This is a genomic window from Methylocella tundrae (assembly GCF_038024855.1).
Lineage (GTDB): Bacteria > Pseudomonadota > Alphaproteobacteria > Rhizobiales > Beijerinckiaceae > Methylocapsa > Methylocapsa tundrae.
Genome location: NZ_CP139089.1, coordinates 161415 through 185105 on the forward strand (window position 1 = coordinate 161415; position 23691 = coordinate 185105).

A 23691-nucleotide genomic window follows, 5' to 3' on the forward strand; every position below is an offset into this window, starting at 1 on the left:
GTCAGCCCATCGCTTCTTCAGCATGGGATTGTGGACTCAGAGCGGAAAATAGCGCGTCGTCCTCGTTTTCGGTAACGTTCGGCGTCGTCAGCAGGGCTTCGCCGTAAAAGATCGAATTGGCGCCGGCGACCATGCACAGGATCTGCGCCTCGCGGTTCAGGGTGGAGCGGCCGGCCGAGAGGCGGACGCGCGAGGCCGGCAGTACGATGCGCGTCGTCGCGATCATCCGCACGAAATCAAGCGGGTCGATGCGTTCGCGTTCGCCGAGCGGCGTGCCCGCGACCGGCACCAGCGCATTGATCGGCACGCTTTCGGGATGGGGGGTGAAGCTCGCCAGCACCTGCAGCAGGCCGGCCCGGTCCGCGACGCTCTCGCCCATGCCGACAATGCCGCCGCAGCACATTTCGATCCCCGCGCCGCGCACCGCCTTCAAAGTGTCGAGCCGGTCTTCATAGTTCCGCGTCGTCACGATGCTTTTATAGTAGTCGGGCCCCGTATCGAGATTATGATTATAGGCTGTGAGGCCCGCCTGCTTCAGCCGGCTGGCCTGCTCGCCGTTCAGCATGCCAAGCGTGACGCAGGCCTCCATCCCGAGCGCGCGAACGCCGCGCACCATGTCGAGGACAGAGTCGAACTCGGCGCCGTCGCGCGCATTGCGCCAGGCGGCGCCCATGCAGAAACGGTCGGCGCCCGCCGCTTTGGCCCGCGCGGCGACCGATAGAACCTCCTCCGTCTTCATCATGTCGACGCGATCGAGATGGACTTCCTTATGGTGCGCCGATTGCGGGCAATAGCTGCAATTTTCCGGGCACCCGCCTGTTTTAATGCTGAGCAGGCTCGCCTTCTGGACATCGTTGACGTCATGGAATTCGCGATGAACCGCGTTTGCGCGCGCGATCAGATCGAGCAGCGGCAGGTCGTAGATCGCAATGATCTCTTCCGGCGTCCAATCATGCCGGATGAAAGAGTCGACGGCTTGATGTGTCATGCATTCGCTTTCAAAATCATCTCTTTGTTTCGCGTTGCCGCATTCGCTTCATGCGGACCGGCGGCGTCTTTGCCGCGCAAAATGGACCGTGCGCGGCCGTTTGGCAATCTTCAAGGTCGCGCCTTCAAAGAAGCTGCGCGCTAATGATAGCGAGGCGCAAACCTTGCCGAAACGCAGATTGATGCGCATGTCTTGGACTGCAAGCCGAATGTCGAAGCCCAAGGGATCTCCATGCGCCTGTTGATTGCGGTATTTTTGCCTTTTCTCCTGTTTTTCACGATCGGCCGGCCGATCGCCGGAATTATTTGCCTCATCCTGCAGGTGACGCTGATTGGCTGGATTCCGGCCGCGCTCTGGGCTGTTTACGCTTTGAGCCAGTATAAGACCGACGAGAAAATCAACCGGGCGTTTCGCCAAATGCGCTGAGGCCGCGTTTTTCACCTCGCCCGAAAGGATCACCGCAACGTGCTCGACGCCGCTGCCGCCGCCGCCGGCCAGATTTTCACGCCGCCATTTCGCAATGTTCTCTGGAAGACCCTTGGCTTGACGCTGGCCTTGCTGGCGCTGGTCTGGATCGGTCTCGAAAAGCTGATCGTCGCCTCGCTCTCTTTGCCCTATCCTTGGCTGACGACGATATTGTCGCTGGTCAGCGGAGCAGGGCTTTTTATCGGCCTCGCCTTCCTAGTCACGCCTGTGTCGTTTCTCGTCGCTGGTTTCTTTTTCGACGAACTTGCTGAACATGTCGAAAGCGAGATTGACCCGAACGGCGTCGGACGCGCTCTGCCGTTCAAGGATGCGACGCGGGTGGCTGTCGAGTTTTCCGCCGTCGCCCTCCTTGTGAATCTGATCGCGCTCCTGCTGCTGCTTGTGCCGGGCGTCAACGCCATCGCGTTTTTCGGAGCCAACGCCTATTTGTTCGGACGCGGCTATTTCGAGCTCGCGGCCTTGCGGTACGCGGCGCCGGCGGAAGTCAGGCGCTTGCGCAAGACGAATGAGCTTCAGCTCTTCGTCGCCGGGCTGATCATGGCCGGAATGCTCGCGATTCCGTTGATCAATTTGCTGACGCCGCTGTTTGGGACGGCCTTTATGGTGCGCATTGCAAGAAGCATCTTACAGCGAAACGGATACCGGCTTGCCTGAAGCATGATGCCGAAAAGGTGCTGACTTTTCGGACCGATGCCAAAACAAAGGCTGGAAAGGGCAATGCAGGCGGCGAATGAGGTCGCCTCGCCCGCGGGGCCTCGCCGCCCTCTCAGGCGGCGCGGCGGTCGGCGAACTGGCCCGTCGCGCGGTAACGGCCGAGATAGGTGGGGACGAAAGCCTCAAAAGATTCCGGCGTAATGCCGAGGCCCTGAAGGGTGCGCTTGTCTGCGATGGCGGCCGCCGACACGACATTATCGGTCTTCAAAAGCTCGACCTGATCCGACGTAATGGCGAACATCTCTGGAAAAAGTCCGAGCGACAGTTTGGTCAGCGTTTCCGTCAGTCCGCCGATGGTTTTCGCCTGCGCAAAACTGATCGGCGCGAGGAACCGCTTGCGCTCGGTGATTTTCAGCACGAATTCGAGGATGCGCTTCAGCGTTGCGACTTCCGGGCCGCCCAATTCATAGATCGCCCCCTGCGTCGCCTTGCCCTCAACGGCGAGCGCCACGGCCTTCGCGACATCGCCGACGAACACCGGCTGAAGCTTCGTCTTGCCTTCGCCGATGAGCGGCAGCGCGGGCATGTAGCGCGCCATGGCGGCGAAGCGGTTGAAGAAATGATCCTCCGGGCCAAAGACGACCGATGGACGCAGGATGACGGCTTCTGGGAACGCCTCCCGCGCCGCTGCTTCTCCCCTGGCTTTGCTCCGCGCATAGGCCGAAGCGCTATCTGGGTCGGCGCCGATCGCCGAAATCTGCACGAAAGCGCTGGCGCCCCCGGCTTTCGCCGCTTTGGCGAGGGTCTTGACGCCATCAGCATGCACGGCGTCGAATTTCTGTTCGCCGGTTTCGCTGAGGATGCCCACAAGATTGACCACCGCCTGCGCGTCCCGCAGAGCATGAACGATCGAATCGGGATAGCGCAGATTGGCCTGAACGGGAGAGATCTGGCCGACGTTGCCGAGAGGCTGCAGATGGAAGGCAAGATCCGGCCTGCGCGTTGCGACGCGGACGCGCCAGCCGTCTCGCGCCAGGGCCCGCACGACATGGCGGCCGATGAACCCCGAACCGCCGAAAACTGTCACTAGCTGGTTTGTCCTGACCAATTCATCCGCCATTTTCGCTCGCCTTCGCTCTCAAGACGCCGGTTGAAAACACTTCGATCCGCGCCTTTTTCCTCGCAGCGCCATTAGCGCACACGCTCGGACGCTTCCCGATCAAGCAGATTGTTTTCAAACGCTCAAAGCCGCTGCGCCGTTTTAGTCGCCAAGGCCGCGCCTGTATAGAGCCGATTCTCCGGCCGGGGACGCGGTCTTTAATGATACGCCAGGTCAAGCCCATAGGACAGCTTTGTCATTGTAGGGGGCCATTCGCCTCGCTGGGGCTGGCCATGAATGGAAAAGCTGCGGGGCACCCTCGTTCGCCACGGGCGCGTGAGCGATGCGGGGAGGAGCGCGGCGAGGATCAATCTCAATCAGAGCTTTTTCTCCGCGTCGCGGCCCTCGCCGCCTGCTTGGCGATTGACAAGAGGGAAGCTCGGCACGTATCAGAGCGCAATGCCCTGGTGGCGGAATTGGTAGACGCGCAGGTTTCAGGTACCTGTGGTGAAAGCCGTGGAGGTTCGAGTCCTCTCCAGGGCACCATTATTTCTTATGGTGCTGATCTAGAACGTCCGCTGGCCGCGGTTGAACGCATTTCGTCCCGCCGGATCAGCTCGGATGCATCGCAGCGCGATTCCATCCAAATTCTGAATCCCTCTCTCATCAATAAGTCAAAGCATGACGCCGGAAAGCCGGCTTCCGCTTTCCGGCGTCATGCTCCAGCGGCGGCGACTTCGAGGAACGCCTGAAAAACGAGGGCCATGCGCTCCCCGAGCCGGCGCCCGGTCAGCCGCGCCCCCTATGGTTGCGCGCTAATCGATCACTTGAACGATTCGCCGCGTCGTCGGATCGACCAGAACGGCGTGACTATTCACGATTGTATAGCGGTAGCGTGGGTTGACGCCATATTCCGCCGGCACCGGATAATAAGTGACGCCGCTGAGCGGCAGTCGCGCGCCCGGCTGGATGCGCTCGCTGTAGCTGAAGCTCGAGCGATGCTCGCGCAGCGCATAGTCGCGAAAACGCGGCGCCTGATCGAGGCCGAGCAGTCCGGTGACGCCGCCGGTGACGCCGCCAACCGCGCCGCCGACCGCGCCCCCCACCACGCCGCCGATGGGGCCCGCCGCGTTATTTCCCGCGGCTGCGCCACTCTCGGCGCCGGTTTGTGCGCCGCCGACGAGACCCTGGGCCTGGGCGCCAAGAGGGATGGCGAGCAGGGCGGCGATCACCGCGATTCCAAACTTTCTTTCCATCTTCCGGTCTCCGTTTTGTTTCGACAAGCGCCTGCCTAACTCCCGCGAATTGGCGCGGGTTCCGGAATCGGTCCCGGTTCCTGTCCGGCGGCCGGGCTTGCTTCGTGGGACGATGGATGCTAGGCGCGCCCTATGCAAACGCTTTCGTTTTTCCAGCGCCCGCGCGCAAACCTCTCAGCCGGCTGCGCGCAATGACCATCCGCCTGCACAGGGGCGATCTGCCCGATGACGCGAATTTGGGGGATTGCGTTGCAATCGACACCGAAACGCTCGGGCTCGTGCCGCACCGCGACCGGCTCTGCGTCGTCCAGCTCTCGCGGGGCGACGGGACAGCCGACGTCGTGCAGATCGCAGCAGGACAAAGCCGCGCCCCTAATATCGAGCGCCTGCTCGCCGACCCGAGCGTCCTCAAACTGTTCCATTTCGCCCGCTTCGACATCGCTGTCCTGTTCAGGGCCTTCGGCGTGATGGCCGGCCCCATCTATTGCACCAAGATCGCCTCGAAGCTGGCCCGCACCTATACCGATCGTCATGGCCTCAAGGATCTTGTGCGCGAACTGCTCGGACACGAAATTTCAAAACAGCAGCAATCTTCGGATTGGGGGAGCGACAGTTTGTCCGAGGCGCAGCTCGCCTACGCGGCCTCGGATGTTTTATATCTGCACACGCTGCGCACGCGTCTCGACGCCATGCTGAAGCGTGAAGGCCGCTTCGAAATCGCGCAGGAATGTTTCGGCTTTCTTCCAGCGCGGGCCCGCCTCGATCTGATGGGTTGGGCGGAGGCGGATATCTTTTCCCATCAATAAGACATTTTTTGTGTCCAATAAGGCAGCGTTAACCTCGCCTTGACTTCGCCTTGCTTGCTTGCTGTCTGACGCTAGCCGCGTCGTGAGCCGGCTCTTTGCGAGCCGGGCTCGTCGACGGGATTTCTTGAGTGACGCTTGGCGACGGCGGCCCCTCTCTCTTGTCTGAAAACGAAGCGCATCGAATGACGGCAGTCTCAGGCGATACCGATTGGGCGGCGAGCGAGCGCATCGATGATCCGCGCGACTCCCTGGGCGCGCGCGGCCAGGGTCAGCTCGGCCAGGTTCTCGATCTGACGGAATCGCCCTGGCGCGGCGCGTTCAAGGCGGCGGGCCGGCATTCGGCGCGCGTGCGTTTTCTGCGGCGGGCGATCGTTGGCCTCTGCGTCGTCGCGGTCGGCGTCGTCCTCGTCGTCGGCCTGTTCGATCCCTTCCGTCGCCTGCCGCGCAACCTCACCATCGGTCAGGTTCATGTCGACGGGACGCGCATAACCGTCGAATCGCCGAAAATCACAGGCTTCCAAAAGGATGGGAACCCCTATGAGGTGACGGCGCGCGCCGGCATCCAGGACACGACGACGCCGAACATTGTGGAGCTGCAGGGCATTGACGCGAGGATCGGGCTGAACGACGCTTCAACGCTGCAGGTGCTCGCGGACCACGGCGTCTATGACAGCCTGCATGATCGGTTGGCGATGGACGGTTCAGCCCAGATCAAGAATGACGTTCGCTATTCCATCTTCATGAAAACCGCGCAAATGGATTTTAAGACGGGCTCGCTGATCTCGAAGGAGCGCGTCAAGGTCGTCCTGCAAGGGGGCGTCGTCGCCGCCGATCAGATGGACATCGAGAACGACGGCAAAGTCTCGTTCGAAGGCGATATCAAATCGGTCATCGAGTCTGGCGCGAACGAGAAGGGAACAGCGACCAATCCGGTGGTCGCGGAGTAGATCTGTGTCTTGGCCGTCTGATTCTCCGAGCATCGCGAGCCGCCACGCCCGCCGTCTCGCCGCCAGGCGTGGCGTGCTTGCGATTGCCGCCGCCATTCTCGGCTCCATGCTGATAATGGCTGGCGCAGCCGCGGCGGAGGCGCAAAAAGCGCAGCCCGCCGCTGTCCTTCCCGGCGGCAACTCGAAGGAGCCGATCAACATCGACGCCGCCAAGCTCGACTATTTCGACAAGGAGCAAAAGCTCGTCTATACTGGCAATGTGGTTGCAACTCAGGGGCCGAGCAAGCTCAAGGCGAGCGTTCTGGTGCTCTACCTGACGCAAAAGGACGCAAAAGCGCAATCCGGCGTGCCGTCGTCGTCGAGCGAGCTGAGGCGCATGGAAGCCACGGGCCCCGTCACCGTGATTTCAAAGGATCAGGTCGGCACTGGCGACAGCGGCATCTATGAGAAGGCGGAAAACAAAGTCTATTTGATAGGCAATGTGACGTTGACTCAAGGCCCGAACGTCACCAAAGGCGACAAGCTGATCTACGATCTGACGACCAGTCAGGCGGTGGTTACGGGCCGCGTCAAAAGCATGTTCATCCCGAGCGGGGGAGCGCATGAGGGCGCCGGAGAGGGCGCAGCCGGCGCGAGCGGCAAGAAGTCTTCCGGCAAGACGCCGTGAATGGGCTTGGCTTGCCTATGCGCGCACGAAAATGTTTTAGACCTGGTCTGGCTTGTATGGCAAAAGTCGATCGCCGTTGACGACGCTGCGCCCGGAGCGCTTTCCGGCGATGCGTCCCGAAGGGGCGACGGGCGGAGAGCAGCCGGACTGACAACAAAGGACTTCTGCGATTGGCCGTTCGCTTCTTTCCCGATTTGGCCGCCGTGGTTGGGGCCGGCAGCCTGTTCTGGCGCCGGCAACGCCGGCCGGCAGAGAACTCGGGCGCCTGGGTGATCGAAAAGGAGGTTCCGGAAACGTCGCCGGACGTCAGGGATTGGCGCGGCGCTGAGCCGGCCGCGCAAGACGATGCGTTCGTCGCGGCCGGGGACGGACGTGTGTCGTCGTTCTATGCTGCTTCGGAAGGCGTCCTTTGCGTCCGCCAACTGCGCAAAGCCTATAAAATGCGCCGCATCATCGAAGATGTGAGCATGTACGTGCGCCGTGGCGAGGCTGTCGGCCTCCTTGGCCCCAACGGAGCCGGCAAGACCACGCTCTTTTACATGATTTCCGGACTCGTTCGGCCGGATGCGGGACGGATCGAGCTCGACGGCCATGATGTGACGCGGCTGCCTATGTATAGGCGCGCCCGCCTCGGCATCGGCTATCTGCCGCAGGAGCCGTCCATTTTCCGCGGCCTCTCGGTTGAGGACAATATCAGGGCCGTGCTCGAGATCACGCAGCGGGACAGGCGCAAGCGCGAACTCGAACTTGAAGCGCTGCTTGACGAATTTGACATCAAGGCCTTGCGGAAATCGCCGTCCGTTGCTCTCTCTGGAGGCGAACGGCGCCGCTGCGAGATCGCGCGCGCGCTGGCCAGCCGGCCCGCGTTTATCCTGCTCGACGAGCCCTTCGCCGGCGTTGACCCGATCGCGGTCGCGGACATCCAGCTTCTCGTCCATCACCTGAAACGGCGCGGCATCGGCGTTCTCATCACCGATCATAACGTGCGCGAAACATTGGGACTGATCGACCGCGCCTACATCATTCACGCGGGGCGCGTGCTGACGGAAGGCGCGCCCGAGGAAATCGTCGGCAACGCCGACGTGCGCCGCTTCTATCTCGGCGACGATTTCCAGCTCTGATGCCCCTAATTCGCGTCCTGGCGCTCCCGCCTGCCGTCTTGGATGCTTGACGGAAAGCCGCGTTGCTGAAATCGCGCCATGCGGACGCAGCTTTCCATTGGCTCCGACAAAAATTTCGAAGAAAGTTTCATCCTGTGCGTGCAACCTCAGCAATTATGTTGTAAGCAAAAAACGGGCCGTTATCGTTTTCTGCGAACGCATTTGAGGTCGATCTAAACATGGCGCTTAGCACTAAGCTCATGATGCGCCAGGGACAGTCCCTGGTCATGACGCCGCAGCTTTTACAGGCGATCAAGCTTCTGCAATTTTCCAATATGGAATTGACCGCTTTCGTCCAGGAGGAGCTGGAACGCAACCCTCTCCTTGAGCGCGCCGAGGATGCGCCCGATCCGCTGGAGTCGCGCGGCGTCGAAGTCGGCGCGGACGCGGGCGACGCGCCGACCAGTCCCGATTTCAATGAACCGAGCGAGGCGGACTGGAATTCGGAGTCGTTTGCGACCGATCGCGGCGCTCTCGAGCAGAGCCTTGGAACCGAACTTTCCAACACCTTCGATGACGAGCGGACGGCGGCGCCGCTGGAATATGTCGAACATCTCGAAGGCGCCGGCCTTTCGGCGACCTCCTGGTCCGGATCGTCCGGGGGCGGGGCGGGGGATGGAGAAACGGCCAATCTCGAGGCCTACGCGGCGGCGCCGACCAATCTCAAGGATCACCTTGAAGCGCAATTGACCCTTGCCACGACCGATCGGATCGAGCGCCTGATCGGCCAGGTGCTGATCGATTCCATCGACGACGCCGGTTATTACGCCGATTCCCTCGCCGAGACGGCCGCCCGTCTGCAGGCGCCGCTTGAGCGGGTCGAGCGCGTCCTCAAGATCATTCAGGGTTTTGACCCTTCTGGCGTGGGCGCCCGCGACCTCGCCGAATGCCTCGCCATCCAGCTGCGTGAACGCGACCGTTTCGATCCGGCGATGCAGGCTCTCGTCGCCAATCTCGGCCTGCTGGCGAAGCGCGATTTCTCCGCCCTGCGAAAGATCTGCAACGTCGATGAGGAAGACATCGTCGACATGCTGGCCGAGATCCGTCAGCTCGACCCAAAGCCGGGGCGGGCCTTCGGCGGCGGCTCGATTCAGCCGCTCGTGCCAGATGTCATCGTCCGCGCCTTGGCGGGTGGCGCGTGGCACGTCGAACTCAACACGGAAGTATTGCCGCGCATTCTCGTCAACAACAGCTATGCGACGCGGGTGACGAAATCGAACGCCAGCGACGTCGACAGGACATTCATGTCGACCTGCATGCAGACCGCCAACTGGTTGACGAAAAGCCTTGAACAGAGGGCGCGCACAATCTTGAAGGTTTCAAGCGAAATCGTGCGTCAGCAGGATGCGTTCTTCCGTCTCGGCGTCGAACATTTGCGACCGCTCAATCTCAAGACCATCGCCGAGGCGATCGGCATGCACGAGTCGACGGTTTCGCGCGTCACCTCGAACAAATATATGGCGACGCCGCGTGGGCTGTTTGAACTAAAATATTTTTTCACCGCCTCGATCGCCTCTCACAATGGCGGGGACGCCCATTCGGCGGAATCGGTGCGCTTCCGCATTCGCAATATGATCGATCAGGAAACACCGGGCGACATTTTGTCCGATGACGCAATTGTCGCCAAGCTGAAGGAAGCCAATATCGACATTGCGCGGCGGACAGTGGCGAAATATCGGGAAAGCCTCAAAATTCGTTCATCGGTCGAGCGCCGCAGAGAAAAGGCGCAAGCCTATTGAGCTTTGCGCGGCTGCCAAAATGGCGTGAAGCCGCCTGACTTTGCGTAACAAACAGGCGCCACGCGGGATCAACTCACCCGCATGGCCCATGTCTTATTGTCTCGGCCTGGCTAAATTTATTTTGAGCAGCTATGAGGCCTGCTCAGCCGTCCACAGGCAAATCTTGACTTCGAGGTCCGCCACGCCTAACGCTGCCCCAAAAGGGCGGCTGTGAAGGTCGGCGTCGGCGGAGGAAGGAAGACGGTGGGCTTGCGCGATTCAAAAGGAAGGCCGCGATTGCGCGCGAAGCGGATCTGACGCCGCAGGTTCAGCGTAACGCCAACTCAGGCTTAGTCGCTTCAGCTGGAGGCCCGCCGCATTCGTGGCGGGGCCTGGGCAGGAGCTTAGATTTGACGCCGCAGGAACGCCCTCTTTGCTTTTTATGTCACGCTTCGATGGCCGAACGAATGTCGTCCAACGCCGTTTCAACGGGCGTGCTGAATCGACCCGGCGGCGCTGGACCTTGCGATATAAGCGCGGCTTGCGATAGAAGGATTGTTTGCCGCTCGCTTCCTATTATCGATTCGCCTTGATCCTTATCGGCTGAATGTCTGCACGGGCGCAGAGCAGATTGCTTGGACTGACTTTATTGACAAACCTGATCACTCCCGAGGCGATCATCCCCTCGCTGAAGGCAAATTCGAAGAAGCAGGCGCTTCAGGAATTGAGCGAACGCGCCGCTGATCTTTCCGGTCTGCCCGCGCGGGAAATCCTCGACGCATTGATTCAGCGGGAGCGTCTCGGCTCGACGGGTGCTGGCGACGGCATTGCGATCCCGCACGCCAAGCTCGCCAAGGCGCATTCAATGTTCGGCATTTTTGCGCGCACGCCGCGCCCGATCGATTTCGAATCGATCGATGGGGCGCCTGTCGATCTGATTTTTCTCCTGGTGGCGCCGGAGTCCGCGGGGGCCGATCATCTGAAGGCGCTCGCCCGCCTCGCCCGCATGCTGCGCGATCCGGCGACGACAGCGAAGCTACGCGCTGCGCGCGACGTCAACGCTCTTTACGCGGTGCTCAGCGAGGAGGCGGCTTCGCACGCGGCGTAATTGTCCGCCCGCGTTCACCGCCATGCTCGCGCCTGATAATCGATCATATATTTTTGCGGGGAGGCGGCGATCGCCGCCATGCCTGGCAGGACGACGTCGCTGGCGACGACAAGCCGTGTTCCGATTCCTTTCATCATTTCGACGAAGGGCGCCTTGTCCTCGAAACGAGCGCGGAATTTCGAGGGTTCGAGAAAGGCCGTGAGGCGCGGCAATATCCCGCCGGAAAAGGTGACGCCGCCCTTGGCCAGCAGATTGAGGGTGAGATCGCCCGCACAGCGGGCGGTAAGGGCCCAGACGAGACCAAGCGTTCGCGCTTCCTCGCCGTCCGGCCGGGCGTGCGCCTGCTCGACCAGCGCGATTTCATCCAGCGCGGGCGAGACAATGCCAGCCGCCTCGCAGCGCGCGTGGTGGAGGCGGACCAGCCCCGGACCCGACAAAATCGTCTCGGCGCTAACCCTTCCGTGAGCCGAAATGTCGATATGAGGCCAAATCTCGGCTTCGATCGCGCCGACGGGCCCGAAATCCACATGCCCGGCCTCGCTCGCCAGGGCAAGAAATCGCCCCTCGACCTCGATGAGCGCCGCGGCGCCGAGGCCTGTGCCGACGCCGATGACGAGCTGAACCCCAGGTTGCGGCGGGATCGGCGCTCCGATCGGCGTCGTCCAGTCATGCTCAAGCGCGGGAAGAGAGAGCGCCTGCGCTTCAAAGTCGTTGAGAAGCAGACCTTGATCCAGTCCAAGCTCCTGCGCGACAAGCGCTCCGTCGATCGACCAGGCCGCATTGGTGAGCTGGACGCTGCGGCCGAAAATGGGGCCCGCGGCGCAGGCGATCATCGAGCGCGGCCTGGCGTCGAAGCCGGCGATCGCGGCGGCCGTCGCGGCTTCAAAGCTTTCATAGGCCGCCGTCTTGACCGGGAGGCCCGGCAGGAGAGGCGCGTCAGGACTGCTCTTCAGCGCAAAACGCGCGTTGGTGCCGCCTATGTCGCAGAGCAGAACCGGAAAAGGAAACAGCAAGCGATCTGACTTTCATCGGTTTGCGGCGCGCCTGTCTGCACGCCATAACGAGCTGAAAACGCGGCAGCCGGAAAAGGTTTCCTTAAGCGGCGCAGTTGTTTTGCGAGGGGCCTTGGCCGGGCTGGTTTTGGAGCCTAAAATGGTTGACGCCCTAAGCGAGCTTAGGATTTTTGATTGCGCATCATCTTTATCCGAGAACCGGCGTCCGTCCCCGGAAATGATGCTCAGGAACGAAGGCCTTGAGATGACTTTCCAATATCATTCGCCATTTCCCCTCCGCAAGGACGAGACGCCGTTTCGCAAGCTCGACTGTGAGGGAGTGCGGCTCGAGACTTTCGGATCGCGCGAATTTCTCGTCGTCGACCGCGAGGCGATCCGCGCGCTGGCGGAAGCGGCGATGTCGGACATCAATCACCTCCTGCGTCCGTCCCATCTGGCGCAGCTCGCCAAAATCCTCGACGATCCGGAGGCGAGCTCAAACGACAAATTTGTCGCCTATGATCTGTTGAAGAACGCCAATATCGCCGCCGGCGGCGTCTTGCCGATGTGCCAGGACACCGGCACCGCTATCGTCATGGGCAAGAAGGGCAGGCTGGTCTTTACGGAGGGTGACGACCCGAGCGCCATAGCCGAAGGCATTCGCGATGCTTATGCGAAGAAAAACCTGCGCTATTCGCAACTCGCGCCCCTCAGCATGTTCGAGGAACTCAACACCAAAACCAATCTGCCGGCGCAGATCGAAATCTATGCCGAGGGCGAGGACGCCTATAAGTTCCTGTTTATCGCCAAGGGCGGCGGTTCGGCCAATAAGACCTATCTTTTCCAGGGCACGCCGTCGCTCCTGACGCATGACCGCCTCGTCGAATTTTTGCGCGAGAAAATCCTGACGCTTGGCACCGCGGCCTGCCCGCCCTACCATCTCGCCATCGTCATCGGCGGCACCTCGGCGGAATTGAACCTCAAAACCGTCAAGCTCGCCTCGACGCATTACCTTGATCAACTGCCGACCCAGGGCGGTGAAGACGGCCACGCCTTCCGCGATCTCGAAATGGAGGCGGAAATTCTGAGTCTCACGCAGGCTTCCGGCATTGGCGCGCAGTTCGGCGGCAAGTATTTCTGCCATGACGTGCGCGTCATCCGGCTGCCACGCCACGGCGCCTCGCTGCCGATCGGGCTCGGGGTCTCCTGTTCAGCCGACAGGCAGGCGCTCGGCGAGATCAACCGGCATGGCGTTTTTCTCGAAGAACTTGAACATGATCCGGCGCGTTTTCTCCCCGCCATTGACGAGGCGGCGCTCGGCGGTTCGGTCGTCAGGATCGACCTGACCCGGCCGATGCCCGAGATTCTCGCCGAGCTGACGAAGCATCCAATCAAGACCCGGCTGTCACTCACGGGGCCGATGATTGTCGCGCGCGATCTCGCCCATGCCAAGATCCGCGAAAGGCTGGAGAGCGGCCAGCCGCTGCCCGACTATTTCAAGAACCATCCGGTCTATTACGCGGGCCCTGCGAAAACGCCGCAAGGCTTCGCCTCCGGCTCCTTCGGCCCGACGACGGCGGGCCGCATGGATTCCTATGTCGAGCAGTTCCAGGCGGCCGGCGGCTCGATGGTGATGCTCGCCAAAGGCAATCGCTCGCCGCAGGTGCGCGAGGCCTGCGCCAGGCATCATGGCTTTTATCTCGGCTCGGTCGGCGGCGCCGCGGCGCGCCTCGCGCAGGACTGCATCAAGAAGGTCGACGTTCTGGAATACCCCGAACTCGGCATGGAGGCGGTGTGGCGCATCGAAGTCGAGAATTTCCCTGCCTTCATCGTCATCGACGACAAGGGCAACGACTTTTTCAAGGAGCTCAATCTGGGGTGAGCAGGAACGCTCAATAAGCGATCTTGAGGATCTCGATGCGCTCGATGCCCTTTGGCGTCCTCACCTCGACGATGTCGCCAGCCTCGGCTTTGAGAAGGGCTTTGGCGATGGGCGAGATCCAGCTCACTTCGCCAAACTCCGAGCGCGCTTCGTCGACGCCGACGATGCGCACGCGTTTCGTCTCGTTCTGCGACGTCAGATAGTCGACAGTGGCGCCGAAGAATACGCGGCTGTGGTTGGTCTGGCGCGCTGGATCGACAACCTCGGCGATTTCCATTCTCTTGCGCAGGAAACGCAGGCGGCGGTCGATTTCGCGCAGGCGGCGCTTGCCATAAATATAATCGCCATTTTCGGAGCGGTCGCCATTGCCGGCCGCCCAGGAGACCGTTTCGACGACCTTGGGCCGCTCGACCTGTTGCAACTCCGCAAATTCGGCCTGCATCCGCGCCAAGCCTTGGGGCGTGATGTAATTCTTGAGACCGGCGGGAAGCGGGGCAATCTCGTCTTCGAGATCGTCGTCGCCGTCGATTTCCTTGGTGAAGGCTTTGCTCATCGCCGCAAGATGGGCCGCGGCGAGCATCCTTTCAAGTCCGCTCCACTCAACAGCGGGCGCCGAGGGGAAGCGAGGTTTGATAGCCTAATGTTCGGCCTGAGCAAGCGCCGGGTTGCTCGACGAGGTGCCCTCGCTCGTCGTCGCGGGCCTGGCGGCGCTGTCGCTCCGATGCGGCGGCAGAGGAACATCCGCGAATTGCGGCACCAGCGGCTCGTTGGCCGCAACCGGCGCCGGCGCTGCGGGCTCTGCCGGCTCCGCTGGTTTTTCGCCGCCGAAAAGGTGCACGAACATCCAGGGCTTCTCGGCCTCTTTCGCTGGCGCCGTGGGCGCGATGGCTCCGGTAACGTCCCGCGCGTCGGCGAGTTTGACATCCGGCGCCGACGCATTGAGTTTGCCCGCCGCCATCTGCACCACGGGCGACGCGCGGCCCTTCCTGGCTTTGCCTTCGTCGAGCGCGATGTCGATAGGTCCGCGCGCCAAGGCGTCCGGCCGGCTCGCATAAGCGAAGATGGAGGAGAAGCTCGGATGGCCGCCGCCATCGGCGTAGACCGTGCGCACCGGCTTCACGCCCTGCGCCGCCAATTCGGCGACCTTGGCGTCATCGCGCGTTTCTTTCGCGGCGACCAGATTGCGCACGCCTTCATCCTGCTTCAACTGGGGGCACGGGCCATCCGGATCAAAGCGTCCATTCACCGGAGTCGCATTGAAGACATAGTGCTTGCTACAGACGCCGACCGTCACCTCTTGCTGCGTCACCTCGAAATTATCCGAGCCTTCCTTCAACTGCTTCCAGAAGCCGATGTTGGGATCAAGCCGGTACTTGGCCATGTTCTCTGCTGTCATGCGGAAGGGATAGGACTGCATCTGCACTTCGCGCTGGCCGGCGGAAAAACCCTCCCGCACAATGGCGTAGATTTCGCCGATCTGGGGGTCGGTCATCGAGAAGCAGCCCGCTGACGAACAAATGCCGTGCACCATGATCGAGCCGCCGTCATGCCCGAGAGCGCGATCATAGGCATTGGGATAGCCGACGTTGAAAGCGAGGTAGTAAGCGGAATTCGGCTTCATCTGCGCCGGCGTGATCGAATAGAAACCCTCCGGCACCTGGCGGTCGCCCTCTCGCGTCTTGGGACCAAGCTGTCCCGACCAGCGGCAGACGGGATAGGTCTTCAAAAGAGCGTAGCGCCCGTCCGACTTCATTTTCCAGATTTCGAGCTCTGATTCCTTCTTATAAGTGCGGATGAGGACCGGCGCCGCCTTGGTCGTGTCCTTTTCCTTCATCAGGGCGAGGGTTTCGGGCGCGATCGGCGCATAGGCGCGCGAATTTGAGCCAAGGCCGCCCTCATCGCACCCCGACAAGAAAGTTGCGGCGGCGGCGATCAGCGCAAAGGCTCCGATGCGGAAAGAGAGAGCGCTTTTGGAACTCATTTGCATCTCGCGCGTTCAATCAGGTTTTGATCTGCGGCTGGGCTATAGTGTACAGCCCTTATCCCTATTGGCAAGCTGCCGAACCCGGCCAGATTTCACGCTCAAAGGTTAAATAAACCCTTTGAATGGAACGCAAAATCGCAACAGGCCATCATGATCAGCCAACCATCGGCCAATTGCAGATTTGACGTCGGAGGCTCATTCGATTCGTGCGCCCCGAAGCCCTCTCAATCTCCGTCTCCAAAACGGCAGGAGTGAGGCGAAGCTTGCGGCAGCCTTGCTGCCAGGTTTCGCGGCCCGTGAAGCAAGGCTCCGCGCCCGAACGGGGGCGGCGTTAACTCCGAATCTGAAAATTGTTTCTGTCTGTGGCCCTGATGCAACGCCGGGCGGCGACCCTCAGCCGATCAAAGAGCGCGCCCAATGGCGAGAAATTTATCCGCGCGGCTGCTCTTGATTTCATCATGCGACAGGATGAGGAGGCTCTCGAGCGCGCTCTCGATGGCGTCGCCAACGGCGGTGATGGCCGCCGCCGGATCACGATGCGCGCCGCCAATGGGTTCGGGGATGACGCCATCGATTATCCCGAACTTATAAAGATCCTGCGCTGTGATTTTCATGGTGGTGGCAGCGTCTTCCGCCTTCGCGGCGTCGCGCCAGAGGATCGACGCCGAGGCCTCGGGCGAGGCGACCGTGTAGATCGCATGCTCAAGCATCAAGACCCGGTTGCAGCTGGCGATGGCGATGGCGCCGCCCGAGCCGCCTTCGCCGACGACCGCGGCGATGTTGGGCACGCCGAGCGAGAGCGAGGCGTCCGTCGCCCGCGCAATGGCTTCAGCCTGGCCGCGCTCCTCCGCGTCGACGCCGGGAAAAGCGCCGGGCGTATCGACCAGCGAGATGACCGGCAGATTGAACCGATCGGCGAGCTGCATCACGCGCACGGCTTTGCGGTAGCCTTCGGGCCGCGCCATGCCGAAATTATGCTTGATCCTTGCCGCGGTGTCGGTGCCTTTTTCCTGCCCCATGATGCACACCGAGTAGCCGCGGAACCAGCCAAGGCCGCAGATCAGGGCGGCGTCCTCGCCGAATTGCCGATCGCCCGAGAGAGGTGTGAAACCGGTGATGAGGCCTTTGATATAATCATTGAAATGGGGGCGCTGCGGATGGCGCGCCACCTGCGTTTTCTGCCAGGGCGTCAGACTGGCGTAGATGTCGGCCAGCGCCTTCTCTGACTTGCCTTCCAGCCGCGCCAGCTCCTCGCTGATCGAGACGGCGTCGCCGCCGGATGCGAGCGAGCGCAGCTCCTGCACCTTGGCTTCGAGTTCAGCGACGGGTTTTTCAAAATCGAGATAGCTTCGCATTGGCGCTGGCTTGGTTGAGGCATGATCATGCAAGGAAACAAGGGGCGACATGGTCAATCGATCATGCGTCGGGGAGGGCGGAAACTGGCGATTTTGCAGCGCGAAGTCAAGGATTTGACGAAGCGGGGACACGCCGCGCGGTCAACCAGCCGGAATGGCGGGGAGGTTCTCAGGCGGGATTCGCGGGCGACGGCGCCGAGAGACCTGGAAAAAGGCCCTGCCAGCGCCGTTTGGCCCAAAGGCGGAACTCGTCCATGTAGAGATAGAGGATTGGGGTGGTATAAAGGGTCAAAAGCTGGCTGACGATCAATCCGCCGACGATCGCGATGCCGAGCGGGCGGCGGATCTCGCCGCCCTCGCCGAAGCTGAGCGCCAGAGGAACAGCGCCGAGAATTGCCGCGAAGGTCGTCATCATGATTGGCCGGAACCGCAGCATGCAGGCTTGAAAGATCGCCTCCTCGGGCGACAGCCCCTGCGTGCGCTCCGCCTCCAGGGCGAAGTCGATCATCATGATCGCGTTTTTCTTGACGATGCCGATCAGCAAAATCACGCCGATCAGGGCGATGATGCTGAACTCGGAGCCAAACAGCATGAGAGCCAGCACCGCGCCGACGCCCGCCGACGGTAGCGTGGAAAGGATCGTGATCGGATGGATGAGGCTTTCATAGAGAATGCCGAGGACGATATAGACCGCCGCCAGCGCCGTTAAAAACAACAGCCCCTGGTTGCCGAGCGAATCCTGGAAAGCTTTGGCGGTGCCTTGAGGAACGCCATGAATGGTCGCGGGCATCTTGAGCTGCGCCGCCGTCCGGTTGATATCGATGATGGCGTCGCTGAGCGACGCGCCCGGTCGCAGATTGAATGAGATGGTGCTGGCGACGAAGAGGCCCTGGTGATTTACCGTCAGCGGCGTCTTGGCGTGCTCGAAATGTGCGAAAGCCGAAAGCGGAACCATTTTCTCCCGCGCGGTGCTGACAGCGGCGCCGGCCGAGGCGCTGCTGTTGCCGACGCTCGCCAGCGAATTGGTCGTCGCGTTGCGCGCTGAGTCGCTGGCGCCGGCAGTCGCCGTTGATGACGCCGCCGTCGCGGCGGTTTGCACCGTGCCGGCGGGCAGATTGCTTTGCGCCGTGCCGCTTGGATTGGCGCCGGAGGTACTGACATAGATGTCCTTGAGGATCGCAGGATCCTGCCAGTAACGCGGCGCGACTTCCATCACCACATGGTATTGGTTGACCGCGCTATAGATCGTCGAGACCTGCCGCTGGCCGAAGGCGTCGTAGAGCGTGTTGTCGATCTGGCTTGTGATCAGTCCGAGCCGGGAGGCCGTGTCACGATCGATGACGATATTGGTCGCAAGTCCCCCCTGCTGCTGGTCCGAACTGACGTCGGTGATCACAGTGCTCTTTTGAAGCGCCTCGATGAGCTTTGGCGTGAAGGCGTAGATGTCGTTCGCGTCATCCCCTTGCAGCGTATATTGATATTGCGCGTTGGAAAGACGTCCGCCCATGCGGATATCCTGGATCGACTGCATAAACAGATTGACGCCTGGAACATGCCCGAGCTTGCCGCGCAGGCGCGCAATGACCTCATCCGAGGTGACGTCGCGCTGCGCTTTCGGCTTCAAGGTGATGAAGCTTCGCCCCGAGTTGGTTTGGCTGCCGCCCGTAAAGCCGACGACGCTGTCGACGGCGGGGTCGGCCTGAACGATATCCTGCAGCGCCTTCAGCTTCTTTCGCATGGACTGAAAAGAAATGCTCTGGTCGCCCTGCATGGCGCCCATGATGCGGCCGGTGTCCTCCTGCGGGAAAAACCCTTTCGGTATGACCGTAAACAGCGCCACATTGAGACATACCGTGGCGAAGAGGATCAACATGATGAGGGCGCCGTGGCGGAGCGCCCAACGCAGCGTTGTTCCATAGCCATGAACGAGCGCCGCCAATGGATCAAAACGGCGGCGCCGCGGCGCCTGCTCGCGTGGGCGAGGCTTTAGCATAAGCGCGCACATCATCGGCGTCAGCGTCAGCGACAGCAGGAGCGAGACGATGATGGCGAAAGACAGGGTCACGGCGAATTCGCGAAAAAGGCGACCGAGAATGCCGCCCATCAGAAGGATCGGGATGAACACGGCGATCAGCGAAATGCTGATCGACACAACCGTGAAGCCGACCTCCCGCGCGCCGACGAAAGCCGCCTCGCGCGGGTTCATCCCGGCCTCGACATAGCGGCTGATATTTTCAAGCACGACGATGGCGTCGTCGACGACAAAGCCCGTCGCTATGGTGAGCGCCATCAGCGACAATATGTTGAGGCTGAAGCCTGCGAGATACATCGCGCCGAATGTGCCGATGATCGAAAGCGGCACTGCGACCGCCGGAATCAAGGTCGCCCGAATGTCGCGCAGAAAAAGGAAGACGATCAACGTGACGAGGCTGATCGCAAGCAGCAAGGTCCATTCGGTGTCTTGCAGCGAAGCGCGGATGGTGTTGCTTCGATCCGCCGCGAGCGTGATGTTGATGGCGGCCGGCATCGCGGCTATGAGATGCGGCAGCTCCGCCTTCACCGCGTCAACCGCCTGAATGATGTTTGCGCCGGGTTGGCGAAACAGCAAAAGAATGATTCCGGGCTGGCCTTTGACGAGGCCTTCGTTGCGCAGGTCCTCGACGGAATCAATCACTTCGGCGACATCTATCAGATGCACCGGCGCGCCATTACGATAGGCGACGATCAGCGGACGGTAATCGGCTGCGACCGTCGCCTGATCGTTTGTGTAGATTTGCAAATGCCGGCCATCGCCCTCAATGGAGCCTTTCGGACTGTTGGCGTTGGCCGCGGCGAGAGCCGCCCGCACGTCCTCGAGCCCGATGCCATATTTGGACAGCGCGTAAGGGTTGACTTCAATACGAACGGCGGGCAGGGCGGCGCCCCCGATTACCACCTGGCCTATGCCGTCGAGCTGCGACAGCCTCTGCTGTAGAATATTGCTCGCCGAATCATACATCTGCCCCGGAGTCATCGTTTGCGAGGTCAGGGACAGGATCAGGATCGGCGCGTCGGCGGGGTTGATCTTGCGGTAGATCGGATTGCTGCGCAGGCTTGTCGGCAGGTCCGCGCGCGCCGCGTTGATCGCTGCCTGAACGTCCCGGGCCGCGCCGTCGATGTCTCGATCGAGGTCGAACTGAAGCGTAATGTTGGTGTTGCCGATGGCGCTGACCGAGGTCATCTCGGTGACGGCGGCGATGCGGCCAAGAGAACGTTCGAGCGGGCTGGCGACGCTCGAGGCCACCGTATCGGGGTTGGCGCCGGGAAGCGTCGCCTGCACGGAAATAGTCGGAAAATCGACCTCTGGAAGCGGCGAGACAGGCAGCTTCAAAAAGGCGAGGCCGCCGGCAAGCGCTATTCCGACGGCGACCAACGTCGTCGCGACCGGGCGCTTGATGAAGGGCGCCGAAATATTCATTCCGCGCTCTCTCCGGCGAGCGCGGCCGCTGGCGGGCGCCGGCGAAGGCGCGCGGCGAGCCTGTCGAAATAGAGATAGATGACCGGCGTCGTGAACAGCGTCAGCGCCTGGCTGAGGATAAGGCCGCCAACGATCGAGACGCCGAGCGGATGGCGCAGCTCCGAGCCGACGCCGGTCCCAAGCATCAACGGCAAGGCGCCGAGGATCGCGGCCATCGTCGTCATCAGGATCGGCCGGAAACGCAGGAGCGAGGCCTGGAAAATCGCCTCTTCCGGCAAAAGCCCGTCATTGCGTTCGGCGTCGAGCGCGAAGTCGATCATCATGATCGCGTTCTTTTTGACGATGCCGATGAGCAGGATGATGCCAATCACCGCGACGACGTCGAGTTCGCCGCCGAAGGCCATCAAAGCGAGCAGCGCGCCGATGCCGGCCGACGGCAGAGTCGACAGGATCGTGATCGGATGGATGAAGCTCTCGTAGAGCACGCCGAGAACGATATACATGGTGACGACGGCGGCGATGATGAGGAAAAGCTCATTCGTCATCGAGGCGTGGAACGCCGCGGCGGAGCCTTGCAGCGAGACCACGAAACTGCGCGGCAGGCCGATGTCCGCCTGCGCCTGCTCGATCGCCGTGACGGCGTCGCCAAGCGAGTGGCCCGGCGCGACATTGAATGAGATGGAGGTCGCCGGAAACTGGCCGAAATGGCTGATCAGCAACGGACCTCGACGTTCTTCAACATGCACGATCGCCGACAGCGGCGTCTGCCCGTTGTCGCTCGACGACGATGACGGCAGATAGAGCGAGGAGAGCTGCGAGAGATCGCGCTGCAGCTTCGGATCGACCTCCAGAATGACGCGATATTGGTTGGCCTGCGTGTAGATGGTTGAAACGATGCGCTGTCCGAACGCGTCGTAGAGAGCGTTGTCGACGCTGGCCAGAGTGATGCCGAAGCGGGCCGCGGTAGCGCGGTCGACGACAAGGTCGACAGCGTGGCCTTGCGCCTGCGTATTGCTGGCGACGTCGGCCAGCGCCGGCATCTCGCGCAGACGCTCGAGGAGGCGCGGCGTCCACGTCGCGAACTCGGATGCGTTGCCGTTCTCGAGAATGAAATTATATTGCGCCCGGCCGATCGAGGAATCGATGGTGAGATCCTGCACCGGCTGCATGAAAAGCTGGATCCCTGGAATCGTCGAGACTTCTTTTTGCAGCCTGCGCATGACCTCCGACGCGCTGAGGCGGCGTTCCTCGCGGGGCTTGAGATTGATCAGAAAGCGGCCGCTGTTCAGCGTCGCATTGTCGCCGTCGACGCCAATGAATGAGCTGACGCTGTCGACCGCCGGATCCTTCAAAATCGCGTCGCCGAGCTGTCGCTGCAAATTCGACATGGCCTCGAAGGAGATGCTTTGGGCCGCCTGCGAGGTGGCCTGGATCATGCCGGTGTCCTGCACCGGGAAGAAGCCTTTTGGGATGATGACATAGAGCCAGACCGTGACGGCGAGCGTCGCGATCGCGACGAGAAGCGTGAGCGGCTGATGACGCAGAACGATTCTCAGCGCGCGGCCATAGCCTTCGACGATGGAGTTGAATGCGCGCTCCGCCCAAAGATCGAACCGGCCGCGCTGATCAGCCGGCCGATGATGGATCAGGCGCGCGCACATCATCGGCACGAGCGTCAATGACACCACCGCGGAAATGACGATGGTGACCGCGAGGGTGATGGCGAATTCGTGGAACAGGCGGCCGATCACATCGCCCATGAAGAGAAGCGGAATGAGCACGGCGAGCAAAGAGACGGTCAGCGATATGATCGTGAAGCCGATCTGCTTTGAGCCCTTCAGAGCCGCATCCATCGGCGGATCGCCGTCCTCGACGAAGCGGCTGATATTTTCGATCATGACGATGGCGTCGTCAACGACGAAGCCGGTCGAAATGGTCAGCGCCATCAAGGACAGATTGTCGAGGCTGAAGCCAAGGAGATACATCGCGACAAGGGTGCCGACGAGCGACAAGGGCACCGAGAGGCTCGGGATGATCGTCGCCGGCAGATTGCGCAAAAACACGAAGATGACGACGACGACGAGAGCGATAGCGAGGGTGAGTTCGAACTCGACGTCGGCGACGGAGGCGCGAATGGTCGTGGTGCGATCGCTCAGAACCGTGACGTCGAGAGCGGCCGGCAGGCTGGATTGGAGCGTCGGCAGCAGCTTCTTTATGCCATCGGCGACGGCGATCACATTGGCGCCCGGCTGACGGCGAATATTGAGGATGATGGCGCGCTCGCCATTGGCCCATGCGCGCAGCTTCGTGTTCTCGGGACCGTGGACGATCGTGGCGACGTCGGACAGGCGCACGGGCGCGCCGTTGCGATAGGCGACGACGACGTCGCGATAACCCTCGGCGCTGTTCAGCTGATCATTCGCGGTGATCGTCGATGATTGGGCGGCGCCGTCAAAGCCGCCCTTGGGGCCGTTGACGTTGGCGTTGCCGATCGTCGTGCGAAGGTCGTCGATGTTCAGCCCGTAAGCCGCGAGCGCCGTTGGATTGAACTGAACCCGAATCGCTGGCCGTTCGCCGCCGCTGATCGTAACCTGGCCGACGCCCGGCTGCTGCGCGATTTTCTGTGCAATTCGGGTTTCGGTGATGTCCTGCAGGTCGATCAGGCTGAGGGTTTTCGACGTAACCGCCAGCGTCATGATCGGCGCGTCGGCGGGATTGACCTTGGAATAGACCGGCGGCGCCGGCAGGTCCGCCGGCAGCAGATTGGTCGCCGCGTTGATCGCCGCCTGGACCTGCTGTTCGGCGACGTCGAGGCTGAGGCTCAGACTGAATTGCAAAGTGATGACGGAGGCGCCCGCCGAACTCTCCGACGTCATCTGGCTCAAGCCCGGCATCTGTCCGAGCTGCCGCTCGAGCGGCGCCGTCACCGAAGACGTCATCACCTCGGGGCTTGCGCCGGGCAGAAAAGTGCGCACCTCGATCGTCGGATAATCGACTTCGGGCAAGGCGGACAGCGGCAGGAATCGGTAGGCGACCGCTCCGGCGAGAAGGATAGCCAGCATCAGAAGCGAGGTCGCCACTGGCCGGAGGATGAATAACCTTGACGGGTTCATTTTAGAGTCCCCGGGCCAT

At 61.8% G+C, this 23691-nt stretch carries 18 protein-coding genes and 1 tRNA gene; 10 read left to right on the forward strand and 9 right to left on the reverse strand.

Annotated features, from left to right (window positions below; all coding sequences use genetic code 11):
• Nucleotide 1 precedes the first annotated feature (1 nt).
• Complete coding sequence (bioB, locus tag SIN04_RS03190) at nt 2-988, reverse strand: biotin synthase BioB (RefSeq protein WP_134486096.1); 987 nt, start codon at nt 986-988, stop codon at nt 2-4.
• 231 nt (nt 989-1219) lie between these two features.
• Here bioB and SIN04_RS03195 point away from each other — a divergent pair, with 231 nt between their 5' ends.
• Complete coding sequence (locus tag SIN04_RS03195) at nt 1220-1414, forward strand: YqaE/Pmp3 family membrane protein (RefSeq protein WP_134486098.1); 195 nt, start codon at nt 1220-1222, stop codon at nt 1412-1414.
• A 39-nt stretch (nt 1415-1453) separates the two neighbouring features.
• A complete protein-coding gene (locus tag SIN04_RS03200) occupies nt 1454-2128 on the forward strand; it encodes a sulfate transporter family protein (RefSeq protein WP_134486100.1) in 675 nt (224 codons plus the stop codon).
• Nucleotides 2129-2240: 112 nt separating this feature from the next.
• Here the strand turns inward: SIN04_RS03200 and SIN04_RS03205 are convergent, their stop codons facing one another.
• Complete coding sequence (locus tag SIN04_RS03205; protein ID WP_134486101.1) at nt 2241-3248, reverse strand: complex I NDUFA9 subunit family protein; 1008 nt, start codon at nt 3246-3248, stop codon at nt 2241-2243.
• 440 nt (nt 3249-3688) lie between these two features.
• Between SIN04_RS03205 and SIN04_RS03210 the strand changes: the two genes are divergently transcribed.
• Nucleotides 3689-3773, forward strand: a tRNA-Leu gene (locus tag SIN04_RS03210).
• Nucleotides 3774-4042: 269 nt separating this feature from the next.
• Here SIN04_RS03210 and SIN04_RS03215 read toward each other — a convergent pair.
• A complete protein-coding gene (locus SIN04_RS03215) occupies nt 4043-4483 on the reverse strand; it encodes a DUF1236 domain-containing protein (protein WP_341264202.1) in 441 nt (146 codons plus the stop codon).
• A 191-nt stretch (nt 4484-4674) separates the two neighbouring features.
• On the opposite strand from SIN04_RS03215, the gene SIN04_RS03220 reads away from it, so the two are divergent.
• From SIN04_RS03220 to ptsN, 6 genes are all read left to right on the forward strand, one after another.
• Nucleotides 4675-5289 carry a ribonuclease H-like domain-containing protein gene (locus tag SIN04_RS03220; RefSeq protein ID WP_341264203.1) on the forward strand — a complete coding sequence of 205 codons (615 nt, stop codon included), beginning with the start codon at nt 4675-4677 and terminating at the stop codon, nt 5287-5289.
• Between the two features lie 182 nt (nt 5290-5471).
• Nucleotides 5472-6236 carry a lipopolysaccharide-assembly, LptC-related protein gene (locus tag SIN04_RS03225; RefSeq protein WP_341264204.1) on the forward strand — a complete coding sequence of 255 codons (765 nt, stop codon included), beginning with the start codon at nt 5472-5474 and terminating at the stop codon, nt 6234-6236.
• Between the two features lie 4 nt (nt 6237-6240).
• A complete protein-coding gene (locus tag SIN04_RS03230; protein WP_341264205.1) occupies nt 6241-6903 on the forward strand; it encodes an LptA/OstA family protein in 663 nt (220 codons plus the stop codon).
• A 170-nt stretch (nt 6904-7073) separates the two neighbouring features.
• Nucleotides 7074-8024, forward strand: a complete 951-nt coding sequence (gene lptB / locus SIN04_RS03235) for an LPS export ABC transporter ATP-binding protein (RefSeq protein WP_244605646.1) — start codon at nt 7074-7076, stop codon at nt 8022-8024.
• A gap of 218 nt (nt 8025-8242) precedes the next feature.
• Entirely contained in the window at nt 8243-9802 is a 1560-nt protein-coding gene (gene rpoN, locus SIN04_RS03240; RefSeq protein ID WP_134486107.1) for an RNA polymerase factor sigma-54, read from the forward strand.
• A 586-nt stretch (nt 9803-10388) separates the two neighbouring features.
• Nucleotides 10389-10889 carry a PTS IIA-like nitrogen regulatory protein PtsN gene (gene ptsN, locus SIN04_RS03245; protein ID WP_134486109.1) on the forward strand — a complete coding sequence of 167 codons (501 nt, stop codon included), beginning with the start codon at nt 10389-10391 and terminating at the stop codon, nt 10887-10889.
• Nucleotides 10890-10903: 14 nt separating this feature from the next.
• On the opposite strand, the gene SIN04_RS03250 is transcribed toward ptsN, so the two are convergent.
• A complete protein-coding gene (locus tag SIN04_RS03250) occupies nt 10904-11902 on the reverse strand; it encodes a glucokinase (RefSeq protein ID WP_134486111.1) in 999 nt (332 codons plus the stop codon).
• A 244-nt stretch (nt 11903-12146) separates the two neighbouring features.
• Here SIN04_RS03250 and SIN04_RS03255 point away from each other — a divergent pair, with 244 nt between their 5' ends.
• Nucleotides 12147-13763 (forward strand): fumarate hydratase, encoded by a 1617-nt coding sequence (locus tag SIN04_RS03255; protein ID WP_341264206.1) that lies wholly within the window; start codon nt 12147-12149, stop codon nt 13761-13763.
• A 10-nt stretch (nt 13764-13773) separates the two neighbouring features.
• On the opposite strand, the gene greB is transcribed toward SIN04_RS03255, so the two are convergent.
• From greB to SIN04_RS03280, 5 genes are all read right to left on the reverse strand, one after another.
• On the reverse strand, nt 13774-14343 hold the full coding sequence (greB, locus tag SIN04_RS03260) for a transcription elongation factor GreB (protein WP_244605647.1): 570 nt from the start codon (nt 14341-14343) through the stop codon (nt 13774-13776).
• Between the two features lie 57 nt (nt 14344-14400).
• A complete protein-coding gene (locus tag SIN04_RS03265; protein ID WP_134486113.1) occupies nt 14401-15744 on the reverse strand; it encodes a L,D-transpeptidase family protein in 1344 nt (447 codons plus the stop codon).
• A 404-nt stretch (nt 15745-16148) separates the two neighbouring features.
• Nucleotides 16149-17102: an acetyl-CoA carboxylase carboxyltransferase subunit alpha gene (locus tag SIN04_RS03270; protein WP_174511465.1), complete on the reverse strand. Its 954-nt coding sequence runs from the start codon at nt 17100-17102 to the stop codon at nt 16149-16151.
• Nucleotides 17103-17271: 169 nt separating this feature from the next.
• The gene (locus tag SIN04_RS03275; protein ID WP_134486116.1) at nt 17272-20559 is read right to left on the reverse strand and encodes an efflux RND transporter permease subunit; all 3288 of its coding nucleotides are present in this window, start codon (nt 20557-20559) and stop codon (nt 17272-17274) included.
• Nucleotides 20556-23672, reverse strand: coding sequence for an MdtB/MuxB family multidrug efflux RND transporter permease subunit (locus tag SIN04_RS03280; RefSeq protein WP_341264207.1), 3117 nt, complete (start codon nt 23670-23672; stop codon nt 20556-20558). Before SIN04_RS03280 ends, SIN04_RS03275 begins: the two co-directional genes overlap by 4 nt.
• Nucleotides 23673-23691 lie beyond the last annotated feature (19 nt).